The 19,593-nt window shown below is 62.8% G+C and carries 16 protein-coding genes; 11 read left to right on the top strand and 5 right to left on the bottom strand.

Annotation, left to right across the window (positions count from 1 at the left end; genetic code table 11):
* Positions 1 to 127: 127 nt before the first annotated feature.
* From Q322_RS0110090 to Q322_RS0110045, 10 genes are all read left to right on the top strand, one after another.
* A complete protein-coding gene (locus tag Q322_RS0110090) occupies positions 128 to 1,261 on the top strand; it encodes an LCP family protein (RefSeq protein ID WP_029477792.1) in 1,134 nt (377 codons plus the stop codon).
* A gap of 900 nt (positions 1,262 to 2,161) precedes the next feature.
* On the top strand, positions 2,162 to 3,247 hold the full coding sequence (locus Q322_RS0110085; RefSeq protein ID WP_245593210.1) for an HD-GYP domain-containing protein: 1,086 nt from the start codon (positions 2,162 to 2,164) through the stop codon (positions 3,245 to 3,247).
* Positions 3,248 to 3,372: 125 nt separating this feature from the next.
* Positions 3,373 to 3,516 carry a hypothetical protein gene (locus tag Q322_RS23315; protein WP_156952990.1) on the top strand — a complete coding sequence of 48 codons (144 nt, stop codon included), beginning with the start codon at positions 3,373 to 3,375 and terminating at the stop codon, positions 3,514 to 3,516.
* Positions 3,517 to 3,749: 233 nt separating this feature from the next.
* A complete protein-coding gene (gene secG / locus Q322_RS0110075) occupies positions 3,750 to 3,974 on the top strand; it encodes a preprotein translocase subunit SecG (RefSeq protein WP_029477790.1) in 225 nt (74 codons plus the stop codon).
* 300 nt (positions 3,975 to 4,274) lie between these two features.
* A complete protein-coding gene (locus tag Q322_RS0110070; protein ID WP_029477789.1) occupies positions 4,275 to 6,038 on the top strand; it encodes an ABC transporter substrate-binding protein in 1,764 nt (587 codons plus the stop codon).
* 105 nt (positions 6,039 to 6,143) lie between these two features.
* Positions 6,144 to 7,127 carry an ABC transporter permease gene (locus Q322_RS0110065; RefSeq protein WP_029477788.1) on the top strand — a complete coding sequence of 328 codons (984 nt, stop codon included), beginning with the start codon at positions 6,144 to 6,146 and terminating at the stop codon, positions 7,125 to 7,127.
* 6 nt (positions 7,128 to 7,133) lie between these two features.
* Positions 7,134 to 8,282, top strand: a complete 1,149-nt coding sequence (locus Q322_RS0110060) for an ABC transporter permease (RefSeq protein WP_029477787.1) — start codon at positions 7,134 to 7,136, stop codon at positions 8,280 to 8,282.
* Between the two features lie 81 nt (positions 8,283 to 8,363).
* On the top strand, positions 8,364 to 9,422 hold the full coding sequence (locus tag Q322_RS0110055) for an ABC transporter ATP-binding protein (protein ID WP_029477786.1): 1,059 nt from the start codon (positions 8,364 to 8,366) through the stop codon (positions 9,420 to 9,422).
* Positions 9,419 to 10,447, top strand: a complete 1,029-nt coding sequence (locus tag Q322_RS0110050) for an ABC transporter ATP-binding protein (RefSeq protein WP_029477785.1) — start codon at positions 9,419 to 9,421, stop codon at positions 10,445 to 10,447. The genes Q322_RS0110055 and Q322_RS0110050 overlap by 4 nt, the downstream gene beginning before the upstream one ends.
* Positions 10,448 to 10,568: 121 nt before the next feature.
* On the top strand, positions 10,569 to 11,864 hold the full coding sequence (locus Q322_RS0110045; RefSeq protein ID WP_029477784.1) for a DUF4139 domain-containing protein: 1,296 nt from the start codon (positions 10,569 to 10,571) through the stop codon (positions 11,862 to 11,864).
* Between the two features lie 61 nt (positions 11,865 to 11,925).
* On the opposite strand, the gene Q322_RS0110040 is transcribed toward Q322_RS0110045, so the two are convergent.
* The 5 genes from Q322_RS0110040 to Q322_RS0110015 form a co-directional block, all read right to left on the bottom strand.
* A complete protein-coding gene (locus tag Q322_RS0110040) occupies positions 11,926 to 12,315 on the bottom strand; it encodes a Fur family transcriptional regulator (protein ID WP_245593209.1) in 390 nt (129 codons plus the stop codon).
* A 112-nt stretch (positions 12,316 to 12,427) separates the two neighbouring features.
* Complete coding sequence (locus Q322_RS0110035; protein ID WP_051668416.1) at positions 12,428 to 13,972, bottom strand: catalase; 1,545 nt, start codon at positions 13,970 to 13,972, stop codon at positions 12,428 to 12,430.
* Positions 13,973 to 14,119: 147 nt separating this feature from the next.
* Complete coding sequence (locus Q322_RS0110030) at positions 14,120 to 14,866, bottom strand: methylenetetrahydrofolate reductase (RefSeq protein ID WP_029477780.1); 747 nt, start codon at positions 14,864 to 14,866, stop codon at positions 14,120 to 14,122.
* Positions 14,863 to 18,651, bottom strand: a complete 3,789-nt coding sequence (gene metH / locus Q322_RS0110025) for a methionine synthase (RefSeq protein ID WP_051668415.1) — start codon at positions 18,649 to 18,651, stop codon at positions 14,863 to 14,865. The genes Q322_RS0110030 and metH overlap by 4 nt, the downstream gene beginning before the upstream one ends.
* 275 nt (positions 18,652 to 18,926) lie before the next feature.
* Entirely contained in the window at positions 18,927 to 19,244 is a 318-nt protein-coding gene (locus tag Q322_RS0110015; protein WP_156952989.1) for a hypothetical protein, read from the bottom strand.
* A 103-nt stretch (positions 19,245 to 19,347) separates the two neighbouring features.
* Between Q322_RS0110015 and tnpA the strand changes: the two genes are divergently transcribed.
* Positions 19,348 to 19,593, top strand: a 246-nt coding sequence (tnpA, locus tag Q322_RS0110010; RefSeq protein ID WP_029477777.1) for an IS200/IS605 family transposase, incomplete at its 3' end; no start/stop codon positions are given.

Raw genomic sequence — 19,593 nt, 5'->3', positions numbered from 1 at the left:
ACGGATGGCGAGCGGGGCCGGGCCTGAACAGGGTCCGGCCCCCTTTATCGCGTCGCGTCGCCGTCAGCGCTGAGGTTCATCCGAATGGGGTACGCCAGCCTCACAGTTTTGCCGCTATGCTCGGGATGTGCGTCGTCGTGTGATCGGATGTGTGGTGCTGGCAGGGATGGTGGCCGTGGCCTCTCCCGCGTTTCCCTTTATGGCGCGGTACGGGACGTTGCCGCGCCAGGCAGATGGCCCGGTCACTGTCCTGCTGGCGGGGGTTACTCCCAAATACGATGAGACTGCCCCGGTGTGGCCCTGGCCGACCCGCCCGGAGGATTACAGCGGCCTGACCGATACCATAGTGCTGGCGCAACTGCGGCCCGATGGCACCACCAATATGCTGAGCATTCCACGCGATACCTGGGTCGATGTGCCGGGCAACGGCTGGGGCAAGATCAATGGCTCCAACCCGCACGGCGGCCCCGAAACCCTGATGGGCGCGGCCCAGACCCTGACGGGGGTGAAGGTGGATGCCTACGCCCTCCTCTCGCTGAACGCCATGCGCGCCATGACCATGGCGGCGGGCGGCGTGACGCTGGACGTGGCGCAGGACATGAAATACGACGACAACGCCGGCAAGCTGCACATTGACCTCAAGGCGGGCCGTCAGCACCTGAGCGGCGAACAGGCGGAAGGTTATCTGCGTTTTCGCAAGGACAATCTGGGTGACATCGGGCGGGTGGCACGGCAGCAGAATTTCCTGGGTGCCCTGCTGACCAAGGTCAAAAACCCGCTGAACTGGTGGCGCTTGCCCGGCATGGTCGGCGCGGTGGACCGCAACATGAAAAGCAACCTGAGCCGCGCGCAGGTGGCCGCCATGCTGGGCGCGACCCTGAGCGGTCCCAGGGTTACCATGCACACCGTTCCTGGGAATTTTGGCGGCGGTGGCACCTGGATTGCGGACCGCGCCGCGCTGTCCACGCTGGTGGAAAACAACTTCCGTGACCCCAACGACCCGCGCCGCCTGAGCATCGCCGTGATCAACACCGCCGCCCCTGATGGCAGCGCCCGCCGCCTGAAAGACAAACTGGAGGGTCTGGGTTACCTGCGGGTCAGCGTTGCCAACGGTCCGCAGGGCAATGCCACCACCACCATCACCGGTTTGCAGGCCACCCGCATCCTCAAGGACGTGGGCTACGGCCAGGTGGTGCAGGCTCTAGGCATGCCGGGCGCAGACGTCACTGTGCGGCTGGGCAGCGACACGCCAGCCAATTGAATGGTGTGGGCCTGGGTAGCCCATATAGATTCCATAGGTGACGCGCTCAAACCCCGGCAGCGGATCGCCGGTCCACTGCATAGCGAAAGTCCGTTTCTGTCCTGCTTGCTGTTTTTACCACAGGAGACGGTTATCACGGACCGACGCCTATGCGGACGCTGGTGCCCTCCATGAGGACGCTTGGACGCTTTCAGCGTAGACAGGCCTATTCGGACGGCAGGCCTCTCCTGCGCAGCTCTACGAGCTCTACACAAATTTTTAGAACATTTGTCCGAATTGCAGGATCAGAAAAAAAGGTGACTGGAAACTTCCATTCTCTCCCACGGAGCTGTGCCAGTCTCAAATGCCCGGCAAAATTCACTCACGTTGTTCGGTCAAAGGTGAACAACTCTTTTGACAAATGCACTGGAGAAACCGAGGCGGCCCACAGGACGCTTTTCCCATTGTTAGCAATCTTTAGACGTCCCTTCCATCAGACCGCTGTGATGACCGCCCACCCAGGCGGCGAGCATGACCCCATTCCTGCCTGGCCTGCTCTCCGGGGCTGCTGCTGAGATGCCGACGGGGGCTAGGCTTATGTAAGTGAAGTGCTTCTGGCTGAGAAGCGCGGCGGTTGCCCCACCTGGGGTTTGTCGAACGCGCCCCGGTGGCGTCCGGCCCCTGATCCGGCAGGCTTAGTCCGGTCAGGCGGCCAGGGGGCAGCCCGTTGCGACGAGCATAGTCAGGCTCTTTCGTTCACGGTGGGCCGCCACTTCTACCGTCTAACAGGGAAGTCGCAGAAAACCTATGGATGTAAGAACAGTGTTAGAAGAACTACACGATGCTGGACCTGTGTTGGCAAACGAACGGGACGTTCACGGCGGTCCTGGCCGGAGGCCGAGCTTAGATGGGCGCAGCGCAGTGGCCCAGTCCGTGCTGGACCTGACCCGGCAGGTCTTCTCGGCCAGCACGCTGGTGCAGGGTGTGACGCCCACCCTGGAGTACCTGGTCACCCGCACCGCCGCCGTGGGCGCGGCCTACGTCCAGGTCACCAGCGGCCAGGAACAGAGCTACAGCGTGCGCGCCACCTGGGGCGAGGTGCCGCAGTCCCCCCGTGTACAGAGCCTGGTTTGCCAGGGCCTGCCGCTCCAAACCCCGCTGATGCAGGCACTGGAGGACAGTCCCGGCGCGCTGTTCTTCGACAACACCTCCACGCCCTGCGAAACCCCCGGTTTTCAGAGTGTGGGCATCGCCAGCCTGGCCGCCTCGCCTGTACGCGCCAGGGACGGCGAGCTGCTGGGCGCTTTTTTGATGTACACCTTTGCGCCGCACGTCTGGAATGAGGACGAGGCCGCCGTCTTCAGCCTGGTGGCCGGGACCATTGCCGGGCTGGCGGGCCGTCTGGCCGCCGACGAGCAGGCCAGCGACGCGCGGGAGGCGGCGCTCCGGGCCATGGGTCTGGCGCTGGAAGTGCGCGACGGCGAGACCAAGGGTCATACGGACCGCGTCACCGCCCTGGCCATGCGTCTGGCGCGGGCGCTGTGGTGGTCCCCGTCCCAGACGCGGGCGCTCCGCTGGGGCGCGTATCTGCACGATATCGGCAAGATCGCCATTCCCGACGCGGTGCTGCTCAAGCCCGGCCCGCTGGATGAGGCGCAGTGGGCGGTGATGCGCTCACATGTGAGCGAGGGGGTGCGCTTCGCTACGGCGCTGGGCTTTCTGCCAGCAACGGCGCTGGACGTGGTGCGTGACCACCACGAGCGCTGGAATGGGCAGGGCTATCCGGCGGGCCGGGCCGGGGACGAAATCAGTCTGGCGGGCCGGCTGTTCGCGCTGTGCGACGTGTACGACGCGCTGACCAGTGAACGGCCATACAAGGCGGCCTGGACCCATGAGGCGGCACTGGCTGAGATCGAGGCGCAGGCGGGGCGTCACTTCGATCCCGAGCTGACCCGCCTGTTCGGGTGGGTGCTGTCCGGAGACGTGACCGGGTCTCACCTGCGCTAACCTTGCAACGAGCGACGTGCGGGCCACGCGTCAATGGAGTGTGCTGCCCCGAGTGCCAAAGTCGGCGTGGATGGACCCCTCTGATTCGTTGGTCTGCTGCTCTCCCCCAAAACCGGACGGTGCCATTGCCGAAGTCTGCCCAAGCCCAACTCGCCCGCTACCACCACCTGGTGCAGATGTACCGCGCCAAACGGCAGCGCATCGTGGGCTGTCAGGTCAACTGGGGCCTCGATTTCGGCGACGCGCCTCTGGCAAAATCGTTCCATTGAACGCTGATCGCCGGGTCTGATTGAACGCCGACCCGAGTGGCAGAACGGCTCCCCCGTTAGTTCTGGCTCGTCGCCCGTTTGCCCGGCGTCTATAGACCTGCTGCGGCAAAAGCGGTCCAGAAGGCAACAGTTGGCCGTGGAAGTCAGGGCCGCCCAACCGCACCTTTGCGACACTGGTGTATGCTGCTTACCGCTTGGGTATGTCTAGCGGCACCAAAGAAGGAAGGTCATCCATGATTCTCAATCTGTTTCTCGTGCTGTTTGCGCTAATCTGTGTGGCGCTGGTCTTTTTCATCCTGTTGCAGGTGCCGCGTCAGGCGGGCCTGTCGGCCAGTATGGCGTCCGGCGGGTCACTGATGGGCGGTCGCGGTGTGGAAGGCGGCCTGGTCCGCATCACCAGTGTGCTGGGCGGCTTTTTCATGCTGCTGGCGCTGCTGATTGGCATTGTCTCGCGCTGATCGCTCTTTTTCAGAACTCGGGGGCAGCCCGTGAGGGCCGTTTCCGGGTTTTTTTCTGGCTACCATCACTGAATTTACTTTTCAATCGTAAAACCATCCCGATGTAAATTGACTCGGGTTCAAGGAAAGGTGTTTTTATGCTTGACCTTGGCTAGGTCAATTCATATATTGACTACGCTGGAAACCCCACGACAACTCGGCATCTGCCCGGCCAACGCCGGAACGTCGCCATTTCCCGAACTGCATTCTCTGCAACCGCATTCGGAAATTTTCGAATACGCCACCCCTTGGAGGATTCACATGAAAAAAGCACTGTTCCTGGCCCTGGCCATGACCGCGACCACCTCACTGGCCGCCCCCTTCGTCTATCCTGCTGCCTGGACTGGCGAGCAGAACACCGCCAACAAGCGCGGCGGCGAGTTCCGCGATTACACTATTTCGGACTTCAAGACCATCAATCCATTCATCAGCGCCGAGTCGCCCAGCCTGCCCACACAGATGTCAGATGGCGCTGGTCTGTTTGTCCAGGACCCCCGCAACAACGAGTTCATTCCCAAAATGGCCGACGGTCCTGCCGTGGTCAGCAACAACAACAAGCGTTTTGTGGTCAAGGTCCGCCCTGGCATGAAGTTCAGCGACGGTCAGGCGATCACCGCCGACGACTGGATCACCACCTGGAAGATCCATACCGACGACAAGGTCGGCAGTAACAGCTACGACGGCTTTTTCCTGAATGACAAGCCGATCACCATCAAGAAGATCGACAACATGACCTTACAATTTGACTTCCCTTCGCAAAGCTCGCAGGCTCTGTCCACCATGAGCTTCACGCCCTGGCCCGATCACGTGTTCGGCAAGGCTTACAGAGCGGGCGGCGCAGAGGCCATCAAGAAGATGTGGGGAGTCAGCACGCCTGCCGCTGAAATCGTCGCGCCCGGTGCGTGGACCATGGAAAGCTACAAGGCAGGGGAACGCGCCGTGCTGAAGGCCAATAAATTCTTTGGCGAGTGGAACAAGGACAGCAGGGGCAACCCGCTTCCTTACCTCGATAAGTATTCGTTCCGTATCACTGGTGATCTGAACGCCTCGCTGGCTGCGTACCTGGCCGGGCAGGTGGACCGGTTCGCGCCGCGTAACGCCGATGATCTGGCCCAGATCAAGAAGGCCATTGATGGCGGTAGCCTCAAGTCGTACCTGAAAGCCAATGTCAGCCCGAATGCAACTTCTTCCTGGATCGCGTTTAACTGGAACAAGGGCGGCGACGCAGCCAAGCAGGCTCTGTTCCGGGACGTGCGGTTCCGCCGTGCCATGAGCCATGTCGCCAACCGCCAGGCCATGATTCAGCTCGCGCTGGGTGGCCTGGGCACCGAAACCTATTTCAGCGTCTATCCCATCTTCAAGTCGCAGATTGACGCAGGTCTCAAAGCGGGCGCACCACAGTACAAGTATGATATCGCGCAGGCCAAGAAGCTTCTGGCTCAGATCGGCTACAGCAAAACGAACTCTGAGGGCTACCTCGTTGACAGCAAGGGCAAGGTGCTGGAGTTCAACCTGGCGACCAACTCAGGCAACACCACCCGTGAGCAGTTGGGACAGATCTTCAAGGACGAGGCCAAGAAGGCAGGCGTCAAGGTGAATTTCACACCCATCGACTTCAACACGCTGGTAGGCCAGTTGACCGCCAAGGGCGAGAACCGCCCCTTCGACGCAATTTTGCTGGGCCTGACCGGCGGGAATAACATCTGGTCGTTCGGGGCCAATGTCGTTCCTTGCGGCACCAACCTGCACAGCTACAACAACCCCACCGACGGCAAGTGCCTGACCAGCCAGGAACAGCTCATGACCAAACTGTACTACCAGGGCGACGCCGAGCTGAACACCGCCAAGAGGATCGCGGTGGGCGGTACCCTGATGAAGGCCGAAGGCGAGTTGCAGCCCATCGTATACCTGGTAGGGACCAACTACCACGTCGCCTTTAATGAACGCGTTGGCGGTGAGTACCCGGTAGAAATGATGGACTCTTACTACGGTGCACGCGACAACGCACTGACCTTCATCAAGTAATCCAGCCACGTTTCCAACAATGGGGGTGGTCTGCTGTGGGCGGACTGCCCCCTTCGCATTGAAACCTGGCCCTTAAGCAATTTCCCAGAGACGACGGAGTGAGGCATGTTTCCATTTTTGATCCGGCGCTTTTTTCAGGCCATTCCCACGCTGCTGCTCGCCAGCGTCCTGATCTTCTTCGTCATTTCGCTTGCGCCCGGCGATTTCCTGACCCCGGCTCGCCTGAATCCCGGCATCAGTGAGCAGCAACTCGCCAATCTCAGTGCCAATTTCGGGCTGGATAAGCCCGCATATGTTCAGTACTTTTACTGGATGAGGAACATGATCTTCAACGGTGATTTCGGGCTGTCGTTCCAGTACACCCAGCCGGTGTTGCCGGTGATCTGGCCGCGCATCGTCAACTCGGTGTATCTGGTGCTCCTCAATCTGGTGTTCTTCTACGCCATCGCCATTCCCATCGGCGTGTACGGCGCGGTGCGGCAGAACAGCTTTGGCGACAAGGCCATCAACGTGGTGCTGTATTTCCTGCTGGGCTTTCCCAGCTTCTTTCTCTTCCTGATCGTGATCTACTTCATCCTACAAATCCGCAATGCCACCGGCTGGGATATTCCGCTGGGGGGCATGACCAGCGGCAATTACGAGCAGCTCTCGTCGCTGGGCAAGTTCTGGGATGTGCTGAGTCATCTGCTGATTCCCGCAGCGGTGCTGGCGATCACAGACGCGGCGGGCCTGACCCGCGTGATCCGGGGCCTGATGCTGGAGGTGATGCGCTCAGATTACATCCGCACGGCGCGGGCCAAGGGCGTCAGCGAGCGCACCGCCATCTGGAAACATACCTTCCGCAACGCCATTTTGCCCATCGTTGCAGGCATCGGGGGCCTGCTGCCCGCCGCCATCAGCGGGGCGGGCTTCGTAGAGGTGGTGTACGCCTATCCTGGAATTACCCCTATGCTTCTGACCGCCATCACCGCGTCGGACCTGTACCTGATCGCCGGATTTACTGTGATCTCAACCATCCTGTTGATCGTCGGCAACGCGCTCTCGGACATTTTATTGGCCGTGGTCGACCCGCGCATCAAGGTCGGGTGAGGTGAGATGACCACTGCTGCCCCCACCCCCAAGCCCCAAAAGGCCGAGCGCCGTTCGCTGGGTCAGTCACAGTTCTCGGTTGCCTGGGGTCAGTTCCGCAAGAACAGGCTGGCCCAGACGGGCGGCGTGCTGCTGATCCTGGTCTACCTGCTGGCGATGTTCGCCCCGTTCATCGCGCCGGACGGCCTGTCGAATTATTCCACCTCCAACATCACGCGCTTTCACCCGCCCACGCCGGTGCAGTTCCGCGATACACAGACCGGCGCATTCACCCGGCCCTTCGTGTTCAAGTACGGCCAGGAACTGAACATGGACACCTTTGTCAACGAGTACAAGCCCACGGCGGAGCAGTGCCCCATTTATTTTGGCGTGCGCGGCGCGCCGTACAAAATTCTGGGCTTCATCCCCGGCAACCTGCACCTGTTCGGCACCGGCCAGGAAAATCCCGACTGCAATGTGTTCCTGTTCGGCGGCGAGGCACTGGGGCGTGACCTGTTCACCCGCACGCTGTACGCCTCGCAGATCAGCCTGACCATCGGCGTGGGGGCGGTGCTGGCGAGTACTGTCATCGGGCTGTTCATGGGCGCGCTGGCGGCTTTCTTTGGCGGCTTCGTGGACACCGTGATCATGCGTCTGGTGGAAGTGATCTCGGCCATTCCGTACCTGTTCCTGCTGCTGCTGCTGCGCTCGGTGTTTCCACAGAACATCAACCCCATCCTGGCGCTGTACGTGATTCTAGGCATCCTGGCTTTCATCGGCTGGGGCGGCCTGGCGCGCGTCACACGTGGGCAACTGCTGAGTGTGCGCGAGCAGGATTTCGTCTCTGCGGCGCGGGCACTGGGGGCCAGCGACAACCGCGTGATGTGGCGGCACATGCTGCCCACCATGACCACCTACATCATCGTCACGCTGTCACTGAGCATTCCCGGTTTTATCCTGCTGGAATCCGGCCTGAGCTTCCTGGGCATCGGCGCAGTGGAACCCTACGTGAGTTGGGGCAGTTTGCTGGCGCAGGCGCAAGAAGGTGGGCTGTCCAGCCTGAACCAGCGCCCCTGGGTGCTCATTCCCGGCTTCTTTATCGTGTTCACGGTGGGCTGCTTTCAGTTGCTGGGCGATGGGCTGCGTGACGCCTTCGATCCGCGCAAACGGCAGTAACGCCACTCAGACCGATCAGGACTGTATGATGCGCCATGAAAATCACCCCATCCCTCAGATTTTGTTTTGACAGGAGAATGAATGACTGACCACGCCACGAATCAGGCTGAGGTGCTGCTGGCCGTCAACGGCCTCAAAACCTATTTCAACACCGACGACGGCGTCGTCAAGAGCGTGGACGGCGTGACCTTCCACATCAACAAGGGCGAGACCCTGGGCGTGGTAGGCGAGTCCGGCTCTGGCAAGAGCGTGACCAGCTTGAGCATCATGCGCCTGATCCCGATGCCGCCAGGAGAAATCGCGGGCGGAGAAATCTTGTTCTCCGGGGCGGGTGGCAAGGCCCAGGACATCGTGAAGATGTCGGAAGCCGGGATGCGAAAGATTCGCGGCAATGAAATTTCCATGATCTTCCAGGAGCCGATGACCAGCCTGAACCCGGTGTATACCGTGGGTGACCAGATCGCCGAGGCCGTCATGCTGCACCAGGACAAGAACCGCAAGGACGCGATGGGCGTGGCGACCGACATGCTGCGTTTCGTGGGCATCCCCGCCCCGGAAAAGCGCGTCAACGAGTACCCCCACCAGATGTCTGGCGGCATGCGCCAGCGCGTGATGATCGCCATGGCGCTCTCGTGCAACCCGGCCCTGCTGATCGCCGACGAGCCGACCACCGCGCTGGACGTGACCATCCAGGCGCAGATCCTGGACCTGATGCGCAAGCTCCAGAAAGACATCGGCATGAGCATCCTCTTTATTACCCACAACCTGGGCGTGGTGGCCGAGATGGCGGACCGCGTGGTGGTCATGTACGGCGGGCGCGTGGTGGAGGAAGGCGATGTGATCGAGATCTTCAAGGCTCCACGTCACCCCTACACCATGGGCCTGCTGAACTCCATCCCGCGCCCCGGTGTGGACGCGCACGTGCCCGGCACACCGCGCAAGCGCCTGGAAGCCATTCCCGGCAACGTGCCCAACCCGCTGAATCTGCCCCCAGGCTGCGCCTTCGAGCCGCGCTGCAAGTTCGCCGTTCCCGATTGCAGCAAGGCCGTACCACCGCTGGAGGACACCGGGGGCGGCCACATGGCCCGCTGTATCCGCTGGCAGGACTTCGCCAAGGCGGACCAGGAGGTGAGGGCATGACTGCTCCCACGGTGACCAAAGCGGCCCCCGACTCACGCGGTCTGGCCAGCAAGGGCGATACGCTGCTGGAAGTCCGGAATCTGGAGAAATACTTCCCGATTCGCGGCGGGCTGCTGTCGCGCGTGGTGGGCAACGTCAAAGCCGTCAACGACGTGTCCTTCACGCTGGCGCGCGGTGAAGTGGTGGGGCTGGTGGGCGAATCCGGCTCTGGCAAGACCACGGCGGGCCGCGCCATCCTGCGATTGATCGAACCCACCGGCGGCGAGGTGATCTTCAACGGCACCGACGTGACCAAACTGTCCAAGGGGCAGATGCGCGACTACCGCCGCGAGATGCAGATCATCTTCCAGGACCCCTTTGCCAGCCTGAATCCGCGCATGACCGTCTCGGACATCATCGGCGAGGCCATGCAGATCCACAACCTGAATCCGGGCAAGGGCCGCATCGACCGCATCGCGGAACTGCTGCAAAAAGTGGGCCTGCGCCCCGAACACATGCGCCGCTACCCGCACGAGTTCTCCGGCGGCCAGCGCCAGCGCATCGGGATTGCGCGCGCCCTGGCGGTGGACCCGACGTTCATCGTGGCCGACGAGCCGGTCTCGGCGCTGGACGTGTCCATTCAGGCGCAGGTGGTCAACCTGCTCCAGGACCTGCAAGAAGAGCTGGGCCTGACCGTGCTGTTCATCGCGCACGACCTGGCGGTGGTGGAGTACATCTGCGACCGCATTATCGTGATGTACCTGGGCCGCATTATGGAAATCGCGCCCAGCCACGAGCTGAACAACAACCCCAAGCACCCCTACACCGAGGCGCTGCTGTCGGCGGCCCCGGTGCCGGACCCCACCATCAAGAGACAGCGCATCATTCTGGAAGGCGATATCCCCAGTCCGATCAACCCGCCCAGTGGCTGCGTGTTCCGCACGCGCTGCCGCTACGCCATTGACGACTGCGCCAAAGTGGTCCCCGAATTGCGCGAGGTTGCGCCCCAGCATTACAAGGCTTGCATCCGGGACGACGTGCTGTAAGTACAGATGAACTACAGATGGTCAATCAGGGTCCGCCTTCCTTCGTGGGGGCGGGCTTTTCTTATTCCTGTCTGACCGCGCCTCTCATATCCCGTCAAGTGGTATCGGCCACCATGGGGGCATGAAAAGAACCCTGATGGCGGCTGCCGCCCTGTCCCTCGGCGCGGCGAGTGCCACCGATCTGCGCATATATCCCAGTTTCGCGGAGGTGCGGCAACCCGTGACCAGCGCGGCCAACATCCTGAAGGTCTCGCTGCCGCAGGGGGCATGGGAGAATGTGCTTGCCGGCTCGCTGGAACTGGGCGGCCTGGCCTTCGACAGCGCCGTGCAGAAGCTGGAAACGAACTGGCTGAGCGGGCTGGAGGGCAAGACGGTGTATCTGGTGCAGCCCACCGGGGACGGCGAGAAAACCGAACCCGTGATCCTGATCCGCGCCCGCGATCTACTGGTCAAGGACGCGGCGGGACGGTATTTCAATGTACGCTACGAGCAATTGCGCTTCGACACGCCGCCGCCCATCAATCCCCTGAGTCCTTCGCAAACGCTGAGCTACACTCTGCCGAAAGGCGGGAGCGGCACGCTGATCTACCTGACCCGCAGCGTGGGCTGGTCACCGCGCTACACGCTGGGGGCCAGCACTGCGGGCGCGCAGCTCTCCGCGCTGGCGGATATCCGCAACACCACCGAACTGCCGTATGACGTGAAAGATACCGAGCTGTACTCCGGCGACGTGAGCGTGCAGGCCAACCCGAACGCGCAGGCCAGCTTCGAGGCGGCGGACATGGCCCTGAGGAGCGCACCCGCACCCACCGCCTCGGCCCCCAAGATCAGCGGTGGCTCGGAGTTGCGCGGACTGTACCGCTACGCCCTGTCCACGCCCTTCACGCTGCCCGCCAACAGCGTGGTGACCCTGCCGTTCCTGAAGCCCAAGCTGAGCACCTTCGAGCGCTACGTGGGCCTGAACACCCCTTTCAACGTGTCCACGCAAACCGGCACGCTGGACCGCTCCTACCGCTTCAAGGCCGACGCCCGCCTGCCCGCTGGCCCGATCACCGTGCGCGAGGATGGCCGCCTGGTGGGCCAGACCCGCCTGGATGAGACCCGCCAGGGCGGCACGGTGGAGTTCTCGCTGGGCGATGACCCCGACGTGGAATACACCCGCACCGTACAGACTCTGAATCAGAGTAAAGACAGCAAGGGCAACGTGGTCAAGACCACCTACAAGGTCACGTATGCTTTCGAGAGCAGCAAGGACCGCCCCATCCGCGCCGAGGTCACCGAGCGTGTCGGCGGGCGCGTCATCGTGATCGACAATGCTGCGCCCACCAGGAACGGCGGCGTCGCCAGCCTGAAGGTGGACGTGCCTCCCAAGGGCAAGGCCAGCAAGAGCTTCACGGTGGTGGTGGACAACTCGTAAGCAGAGAACACAAAACCGCCGCCAGAGCGCGAATGCTGTGGCGGCGGTTTTTGTCTGCCGGTCAGAGGACAGGTATGGGAAACGCTTCCTGACACGCCGGGCAGATGCCCTGCAATTCCACCCTGGCCCCGGTGATCTGCCAGTCCTGGCCCGGCCCCAGCGGTTGCAAGTCCGGCAGGCTGAGCATGACGTCCATCAACACGCCGCAGCGGTTGCAGCGCAGATGCGAATGCGGGGTCAGGTTGGCGTCGTACCGCAGCTCGCCGCCGTGGCCAATCACCTCGCCGATCAGCCCGTGATCGCTGAACACGCGCAGGTTCTGATACAGCGTGGCGATGGGAATGGGTTCCCCAGCCAGCCGGAAGCGTTCGGCGATCTCCTCCGGCGTGAAGTGCCCGTCGGTCCGCGAGAAGAAGTGCAGCAGTCGGAGACGGGGCTGGGTGGTTCGCAAGCCCCGCCGCTCCAGATGCCGCTGGAGTTCAGAGAGGGTCAGGGCGCACCACCGTCATTGACCACATTGTAGCGTGCAAAATCCCACACCACCCCTCTATAGCTGACAAGGTTCAGACCATCTGAGGCTCGCGCTTGCCCACCATCTTCTGCTGTTCCTGATGCACGGCCTTCAGGCCCTCGGCCACGCGGCGGCCATAGTCGGCGTCGCACTGGGTGAACAGTTCCACCATGCGGGCCTGCACCTCCCCGGTGGCCGCCGAGATGTTCTCGACGAGGTTGTTGATCAGGTCGTCGCGCTCCCAGGGTTCAAAGGCGCGGTACTGCTCGCCCGCCTGCTTGAAGTCGTTGGTGCGCTCAATAGTGGCGCGTTGCAGGCGGCCCTCAATGTGCGGGCTGTGATCGGGCAGGACGCGTGGAGCTTCCGCCGGGCCGTTCATGCTGGACGGCTCGTAGTTGACGTGCGGGTTCTGGCCGGGAACGCTGTCCACCTGATACGCCATCTGGCCGTCGCGCTGGTTGGTGGCCACCGAGGCGCGGGGCGAGTTGATCGGCAGTTGCAGGTAGTTGGGGCCGACGCGGTAGCGCTGGGTGTCCGAGTACGAGAAGGTGCGGCCCACCAGCATCTTGTCGTCGCTGAAGTCCAGCCCGTCCACCAGCACGCCGGTGCCAAAGGCCGCCTGCTCCACTTCCGCGAAGTAGTTCTCGGGGTTGCGGTTCAGGGTCATCATGCCGACCGGCATCATCGGAAACTGGTCCTCGGGCCAGATCTTGGTGTCGTCGAGTGGATCGAAATCCAGCTCGGGGTGTTCGCCGTCGGCCATGATCTGCACGCGCAGTTCCCACTGGGGAAAATCGCCGCGCTCGATGGCGTCGAACAGGTCCTGGGTGCTGTGGTTGATGTTCTTGGCCTGAATCTGCTCGGCTTCCGGCTGGGTCAGGTTCTTGACGCCCTGCATGGGTTCCCAGTGATACTTGACCAGGGTGCCCTCTCCCTTACCGTTAACCCACTTGTAGGTGTTGACGCCGCTGCCCTGCATCTGGCGGTAGTTGGCAGGGATGCCCCACGGCGAGAACAGGAAGGTCAGCATGTGCACCGACTCGGGCGTGTTGCTTATGAAGTCGAAGATGCGCCCGCCGTCCTGGCGGTTGGTCACGGGATCGGGCTTGAGGGAGTGAATCACGTCCGGAAACTTGATCGCGTCACGGATGAAGAACACCTTGAGGTTGTTGCCCACCAGGTCCCAGTTGCCATCCTCGGTGTAGAACTTGACGGCAAAGCCGCGCGGGTCACGCAGCGTTTCGGGCGAGTGGCCCGAGTGGATCACGGTGGAGAAGCGCACGAACACCGGGGTTTCCTTGCCGCCCGTCTGGAACAGCCTGGCGCGGGTGTACTGGCCGATGCTCTCGTCGCCCACCTTGCCATACGCCTCGAAGCTCCCGTGTGCGCCCGCACCGCGCGCATGCACCACGCGCTCGGGGATACGTTCACGGTCAAAATGGCTGATCTTTTCCAGGAAGTGGTAGTTCTCCAGCGTGGCCGGGCCACGGCTGCCCACGGTGCGCTGGTTCTGGTTGTTGCTGACCGGATGGCCCTGGCGGGTGGTCAGGGTCTGGCCGCTGCTGTCTTTCTGCTTGCTGTCATTGCGCTCGATCATGGGGAACACTCCTTGGGGAAGGGGGCAGTGGGCGGACTGCCGTGGCAGGGAAAAGCCGGGCACAAAATTCTGGCCCAGTCCCCATAATCATAATGACTATGAATTAAGATGTCCACCACAAAGGATGAACGTCTCAGCACGCGGCCCTTAAATGATGCCTCCCAGGTACTCCACCACATCCGCCTTGATCGGCATGAAATAGGCATGCTGGCCGCGCTCGCGGGCAAAGGTCAGCAGGTCGCAGGCAAAGCGGCGATTCCATTCCAGCGTGGGCTGAAACTGCCGGGGAAACACCGCATGGTTGCGCGTGCGCCAGTAGCCCAGCGAACCCTCGGAGGTGACGGAGGTTGCGCCCCACCAGACCTCCACGCCTTCGGGCAGCAGATCGGCGTAGGCGTCCATCAGGCGCAGGTCAAAGAAGGGCTGGGTGAAAAAGCCACACGCCCCGGCCTCCAGCTTGCGTTCCAGGTAATCCTGCTCGCGGGCCAGCGACTGGCGGTAGGGGTCCAGGCCCGCGTAGACCCTGACGTGCGGCAGCTCCCGGCGAATACGGCGGATGGCGGCCTCGGCGTCCACGTTATAGACCCTGGCGCTCATGTCGCTGGGGGCGTCCCCGGTGATGACGATGACCTCATCGATGCCGTGTTCGTCCAGATGCGCGGCCATCGGCAGCGGTGCACGCGGGTCCAGATCGACGGCCCGGATGTGCGGAATGGCCCGGTAACGCGGACGGGCGAACGCGCAGCCGTGCCACGAGCGTGTGCTGAAACGCGGAAAGTCGGGAATGTTGATGGTGTCCGCAGCGGGTAGATGCGCGGCCACCGTCTCTAGCTCTGAGCGCAACCCGGAGCGCGAGCGGGGAACAAGTTCGATGGAGATGCGGGTGCGGCTCACCGGGGGCCGCCTGCAACGGGGCTGGTCGTCTGAAGATCTGGCGGTCTGACTGCCCCGGATGTCTCGACGTTCGACGGTTCAACAGCTTGGGAGTCCGACTGGGCCGCAGGGTCATACGCCAGCAAAGGCCCCAGCCAGCGCTCGGCCTCCTCCATATCCCAGCCCTTGCGCCCAGCATAATCCTCCACCTGATCCTTGCCGATGCGGCCCACGGCCAGATAACGCGCCTCCGGGTGGGCGAAGTACAGGCCCGATACGGCGGCGGCAGGGGTCATGGCGTAGGATTCGGTGAGCTTCAGACCGATCTCACCCGCACCCAGCAGCGAAAACAGCGTGCGCTTCTCGGTGTGATCCGGCTGGGAGGGGTAACCGGGCGCGGGGCGGATGCCGTCGTAGCGCTCGCGGATCAGGTCAGTGTTGTCCAGCGTCTCATCCGGCGCGTAGCCCCAGTGACGCACGCGCACGTCGCGGTGCAGCTTTTCCGCGAAAGCTTCGGCCAGTCGGTCTGCCAGCGCCTTGATCAGAATGGAGTTGTAATCGTCGTGATCGGCCTCGAATTCACGGGCCAGTTCCTCCGCGCCGTGGATGGCAACGGCAAAAGCGCCGATGTGATCGCCCCGGTACGCGATGAAGTCGGCCAGCGCCCCGTTGGGCGTCGCCTGATCGCGTTGCTGCCGCAGGGTGTGGAGGACAGCCACTTCTGGCAGCGGCTCGCGTCCCGCCGCAATTTCGTGGGTCTGGTGGTCCAGCGTGTCGCTGTGAGTCCCCGCTTCTACCACGATGTCGTCCCCACGCCGCTCTGCGGGCCATAACCCGATCACGCTTCTGGCAGTCAGCAAGCCCTCGTCAATCACGCGCCGCAGCAACGCCTGAGCGTCGTCGAACAGCGTGCGGGCCTGCTCTCCCCGAATTGGATCGGTCAGGATGTTGGGGTAAATGCCCTTCATCTCCCAGGCGATGAAAAACGGCGTCCAGTCGATGTAATCCAGTAGCCCGGTCAGCGGCTGTTCAATGATCTGCCGTCCCATTTCACGCGGCGCGGGTGGCATGGCGGGCGAGAGACGCGGCGCACGTTCGCGAGCCGTTTCCAGCGGGATCAGCCGGACCTCGCGTTTGCCGTGGCGTTCGCGCAGGGCGTCGTATTCCACCCGGATGCGCTCCTGCACGCCCGCCGGGTCGGCCAGGATGTCGGCGGTGGTGGTCACGGCGCGGCTGGCGTCCAGCACATGCACCACCAGTCCGGCGTAGGCCGGGTCAATCTTGACCGCCGTGTGCGCCCGGCTGGTGGTGGCCCCGCCAATCAGCAGCGGCAGCGTGCCGCCCCGGCGGGTCATCTCGCGGGCCACGCCCATCATCTCGTCCAGGCTGGGGGTGATCAGGCCCGACAACCCGATCACGTCCGCGCCTATTCGCTCGGCCTCGTCCAGGATCTTCTCGGTGGGAACCATCACACCCAGATCGGTGACCTGATAGCCGTTACAGGCCAGCACCACGCCCACGATATTCTTGCCGATGTCGTGCACGTCGCCCTTGACGGTGGCCAGCAGCACCTTGCCCTTGCCCCCGGCCTCCTGTTTCTCGGCCTCCATGTACGGCGTCAGGTGGGCCACGGCGCGTTTCATCACGCGGGCGGATTTGACCACCTGCGGCAGAAACATCTTCCCGGCCCCGAACAGATCGCCCACCACGTTCATGCCGTCCATCAATGGTCCCTCGATGACCTTCAGCGGCGAACCCAGCTCGTGATACGCCTCCTCCGCGTCGTCCACCACGAAGTCGGTGATGCCGGAAATCAGCGCGTGCTTGAGGCGTTCGCCCACCGGACGCTCGCGCCATTCGCTCTGGGCGGTGGCCTCGCGCTTGACCCCCTTGTAGCTCTCGGCCAGCGCCAGCAGGTTCTCGGTGGCGCTGGGTTCGCCGGAAGCGGGCGTGCGGGCCAGGATCACGTCCTCCACCGCCTCACGCAACTGCGGTTCGATGTCCTCGTACACGGCCAGCATCCCGGCGTTCACGATGCCCATGTCCAGCCCGGCGCGGATGGCGTGGTACAGAAAGACCGAGTGCATCGCCTCGCGTACATGGTTGTTGCCCCGGAAGGAAAACGACACGTTGCTCACGCCGCCCGACACCAGCGCTCCCAGCAGGTTGGCCTTGATCCAGCGCGTCGCCTCGATAAAGTCCAGCGCGTAACGGTCATGCTCTTCCATGCCTGTGGCCACCGTCAGCACGTTGGGATCGAAGATGATGTCCTGCGGCGGAAAATCGGCCTGTTCGGTCAGCAGTTTGTAGGCGCGGGAGGTGATTTCCTTGCGGCGTTCCAGATTATCGGCCTGCCCCGTCTCGTCAAAGGCCATGACCACGGCGGCGGCCCCGTAACACCGCAGCAACCGCGCCCGCTCCAGAAACCTCTCCTCGCCGTCCTTGAGGGAAATGCTGTTCACCACGCACTTGCCCTGCACCCGCTTGAGGCCCGCCTCCAGAATGTCCCAGCGGCTGGAATCCAGCATCAGCGGCACGCGGCTGATGTCCGGCTCTCCGGCCAGCAGGTTCAGGAACTTGACCATCGCGGCCTCGCCGTCCAACATGCCCTCGTCGAAGTTGATGTCCACGATCTGCGCGCCGTTCTCCACCTGCTGCCGCGCAATTTTGAGGCCGGTGTCGTAATCCCCGGCCAGAATCGCCTTGTTGAATCTGGGGCTGCCGGTGACGTTGGTGCGCTCGCCCACGTTGACGAAGTTCAGTTCCGGCGTGACCGTCAGCGCTTCCAGCCCACTCAGGCGCAGGAAGGGCGGCAACCTGGCAGCGGTGCGCGGCGTGATCCTCGCCATCTCGTTGGCAATGGCGCGGATGTGTTCCGGGGTGGTGCCGCAGCAGCCGCCCACGATGTTGACCAGTCCCTCACGGGCAAAGTCGGCCAGGATGGACGCGGTGTGTTCCGGGGTTTCGTCGTACTCGCCAAAGGCGTTGGGCAGGCCCGCGTTGGGATGAACGGAGACCAGCGTCTCGGTGTTCGCCGCGATGGCCCGCAGATGGGGCCGCAGCAAATCCGCGCCCAGCGCGCAGTTCAATCCCAGGCTGAAGAGGTTGGCGTGCGCCGTGCTGATGGCGAAGGCTTCCGGCGTCTGCCCACTGAGCGTGCGGCCCGAGGCGTCGGTGATGGTGCCGGACAGCATCACCGGAAGGGTCTTGCCCGTGCGCGCGAAGGCTTCCTCGCAGGCGAACAGCGCGGCCTTGGCGTTCAGCGTGTCGAACACGGTTTCCAGCAGCAGCAGATCGGCTCCGCCCGCGATCAATCCCTCGGCGGCGGCGGCGTAGGCTTCCACCAGACCGTCAAAAGTGACGTTACGGAACTCTGGCCGCTCCACATCCGGCGAAAGGGTGGCGGTGCGGTTGGTCGGCCCGATGGCTCCGGCCACCCAGCGCGGCTTGCCGTCGGCGGCCTCGAATTCGTCGGCCACCTCGCGGGCCAGGCGTGCGCCCGTCTCATTCATGGCGCGGGCCAGTTCCTCGGTGCCGTAATCCGCTTGGGAAATGGTGGTGCTGTTGAAGGTGTTGGTGCTGGCAATGTCCGCGCCCGCCGCAAAATATTCGCGGTGAACTTCCCGGATCACGTCGGGGCGGGTCAGTTGCAGCAGATCAAAATTGCCCTGGTACATCCGCAACGGGTCAGCGCCCTCAAATCTGAAATCGGCCTCGTTCAGATTGGCCCGCTGAAGCATGGTGCCCCACGCGCCGTCCAGCACCAGAATTCGTTCACGCGCCGCAGCGCGAATGTCCCTGTTCATTGTCCACCTCTGGCAAAACAGACCGCACTTGCAGTCTGAGAGTCTTGACGAGTCGTGCGCCCGCTTTCCGGCCATCGCTTCCCGCCTGCGCCATCGTCGGCGCACCCCAGCAGGAGGCTTTTCTGTGGGGCACCATTGCCGCTATGGGGGCGGGTTGCCGCGCCGTCGTCGGGCAGAAAAAACCCTCGGACGCTCTGGATGACCGCACCTTGAGGGCGCGATAGGGGAGGATAGCGCGGTGTGGGCGACAGAATTGGGGGGCGGGTTGGACAGGTTTACCTGGGGAAGATGGTGGCTTGCTGCTTGGCCGCGCCATGCCAGTCAAAGCGGGCAACAAATGGCCCACATTCATCTCTGCGCTGTGCATAAAGAAATTGCCGGTCTATCCGGCGGCCACCATTGACCGCAGCTTCCCAGGGAAAGTCAGAGGTGTCGCCGCAGCCGGGGCGATCAGGAATGGTAAAAACAAAATCATCCTGAAGTTTCTTCAGGCCAAAATCATACACCGTCAATCGTAGTTCCTTTGCATCCATAAATGGCCTGCTGGTCGGCGTTTTGGTGATGACCGTATAACGCGAGTCCACCCGGATCACGGAACCGTACACTTCATTGTCCCAAAGCGCTGGTACAAACCACGCACTTTAGTGCGAGCATTTGTGAGGCGAGGTCTGAAGCTGAGATTGGTAGAGTTCAGAAGTGCGAGGCAGCCGATCTGGAAGTCACAGCGTCACACGATTGACCGTGCATATCGTGTGGGTGACGAAATATCGGTATGCAGTGTTGAGAGGTGAAGTCCAGGTCCGCTGCCGAGAACTGCTGATCCAAGTGTGTGATGCCGAGGACGTCAAAATCCTGAAAGGGGTGGTGAGCAAAGAGCATATCCATATGCATCTGGAATATCCGCCCAAGGTGTCGGTGAGCGAGCTGGTCAAACAGATGAAG

Source organism: Deinococcus frigens DSM 12807, from assembly GCF_000701425.1.
GTDB lineage: Bacteria > Deinococcota > Deinococci > Deinococcales > Deinococcaceae > Deinococcus > Deinococcus frigens.
This window is presented reverse-complemented; position numbering and strand designations above follow the sequence as displayed.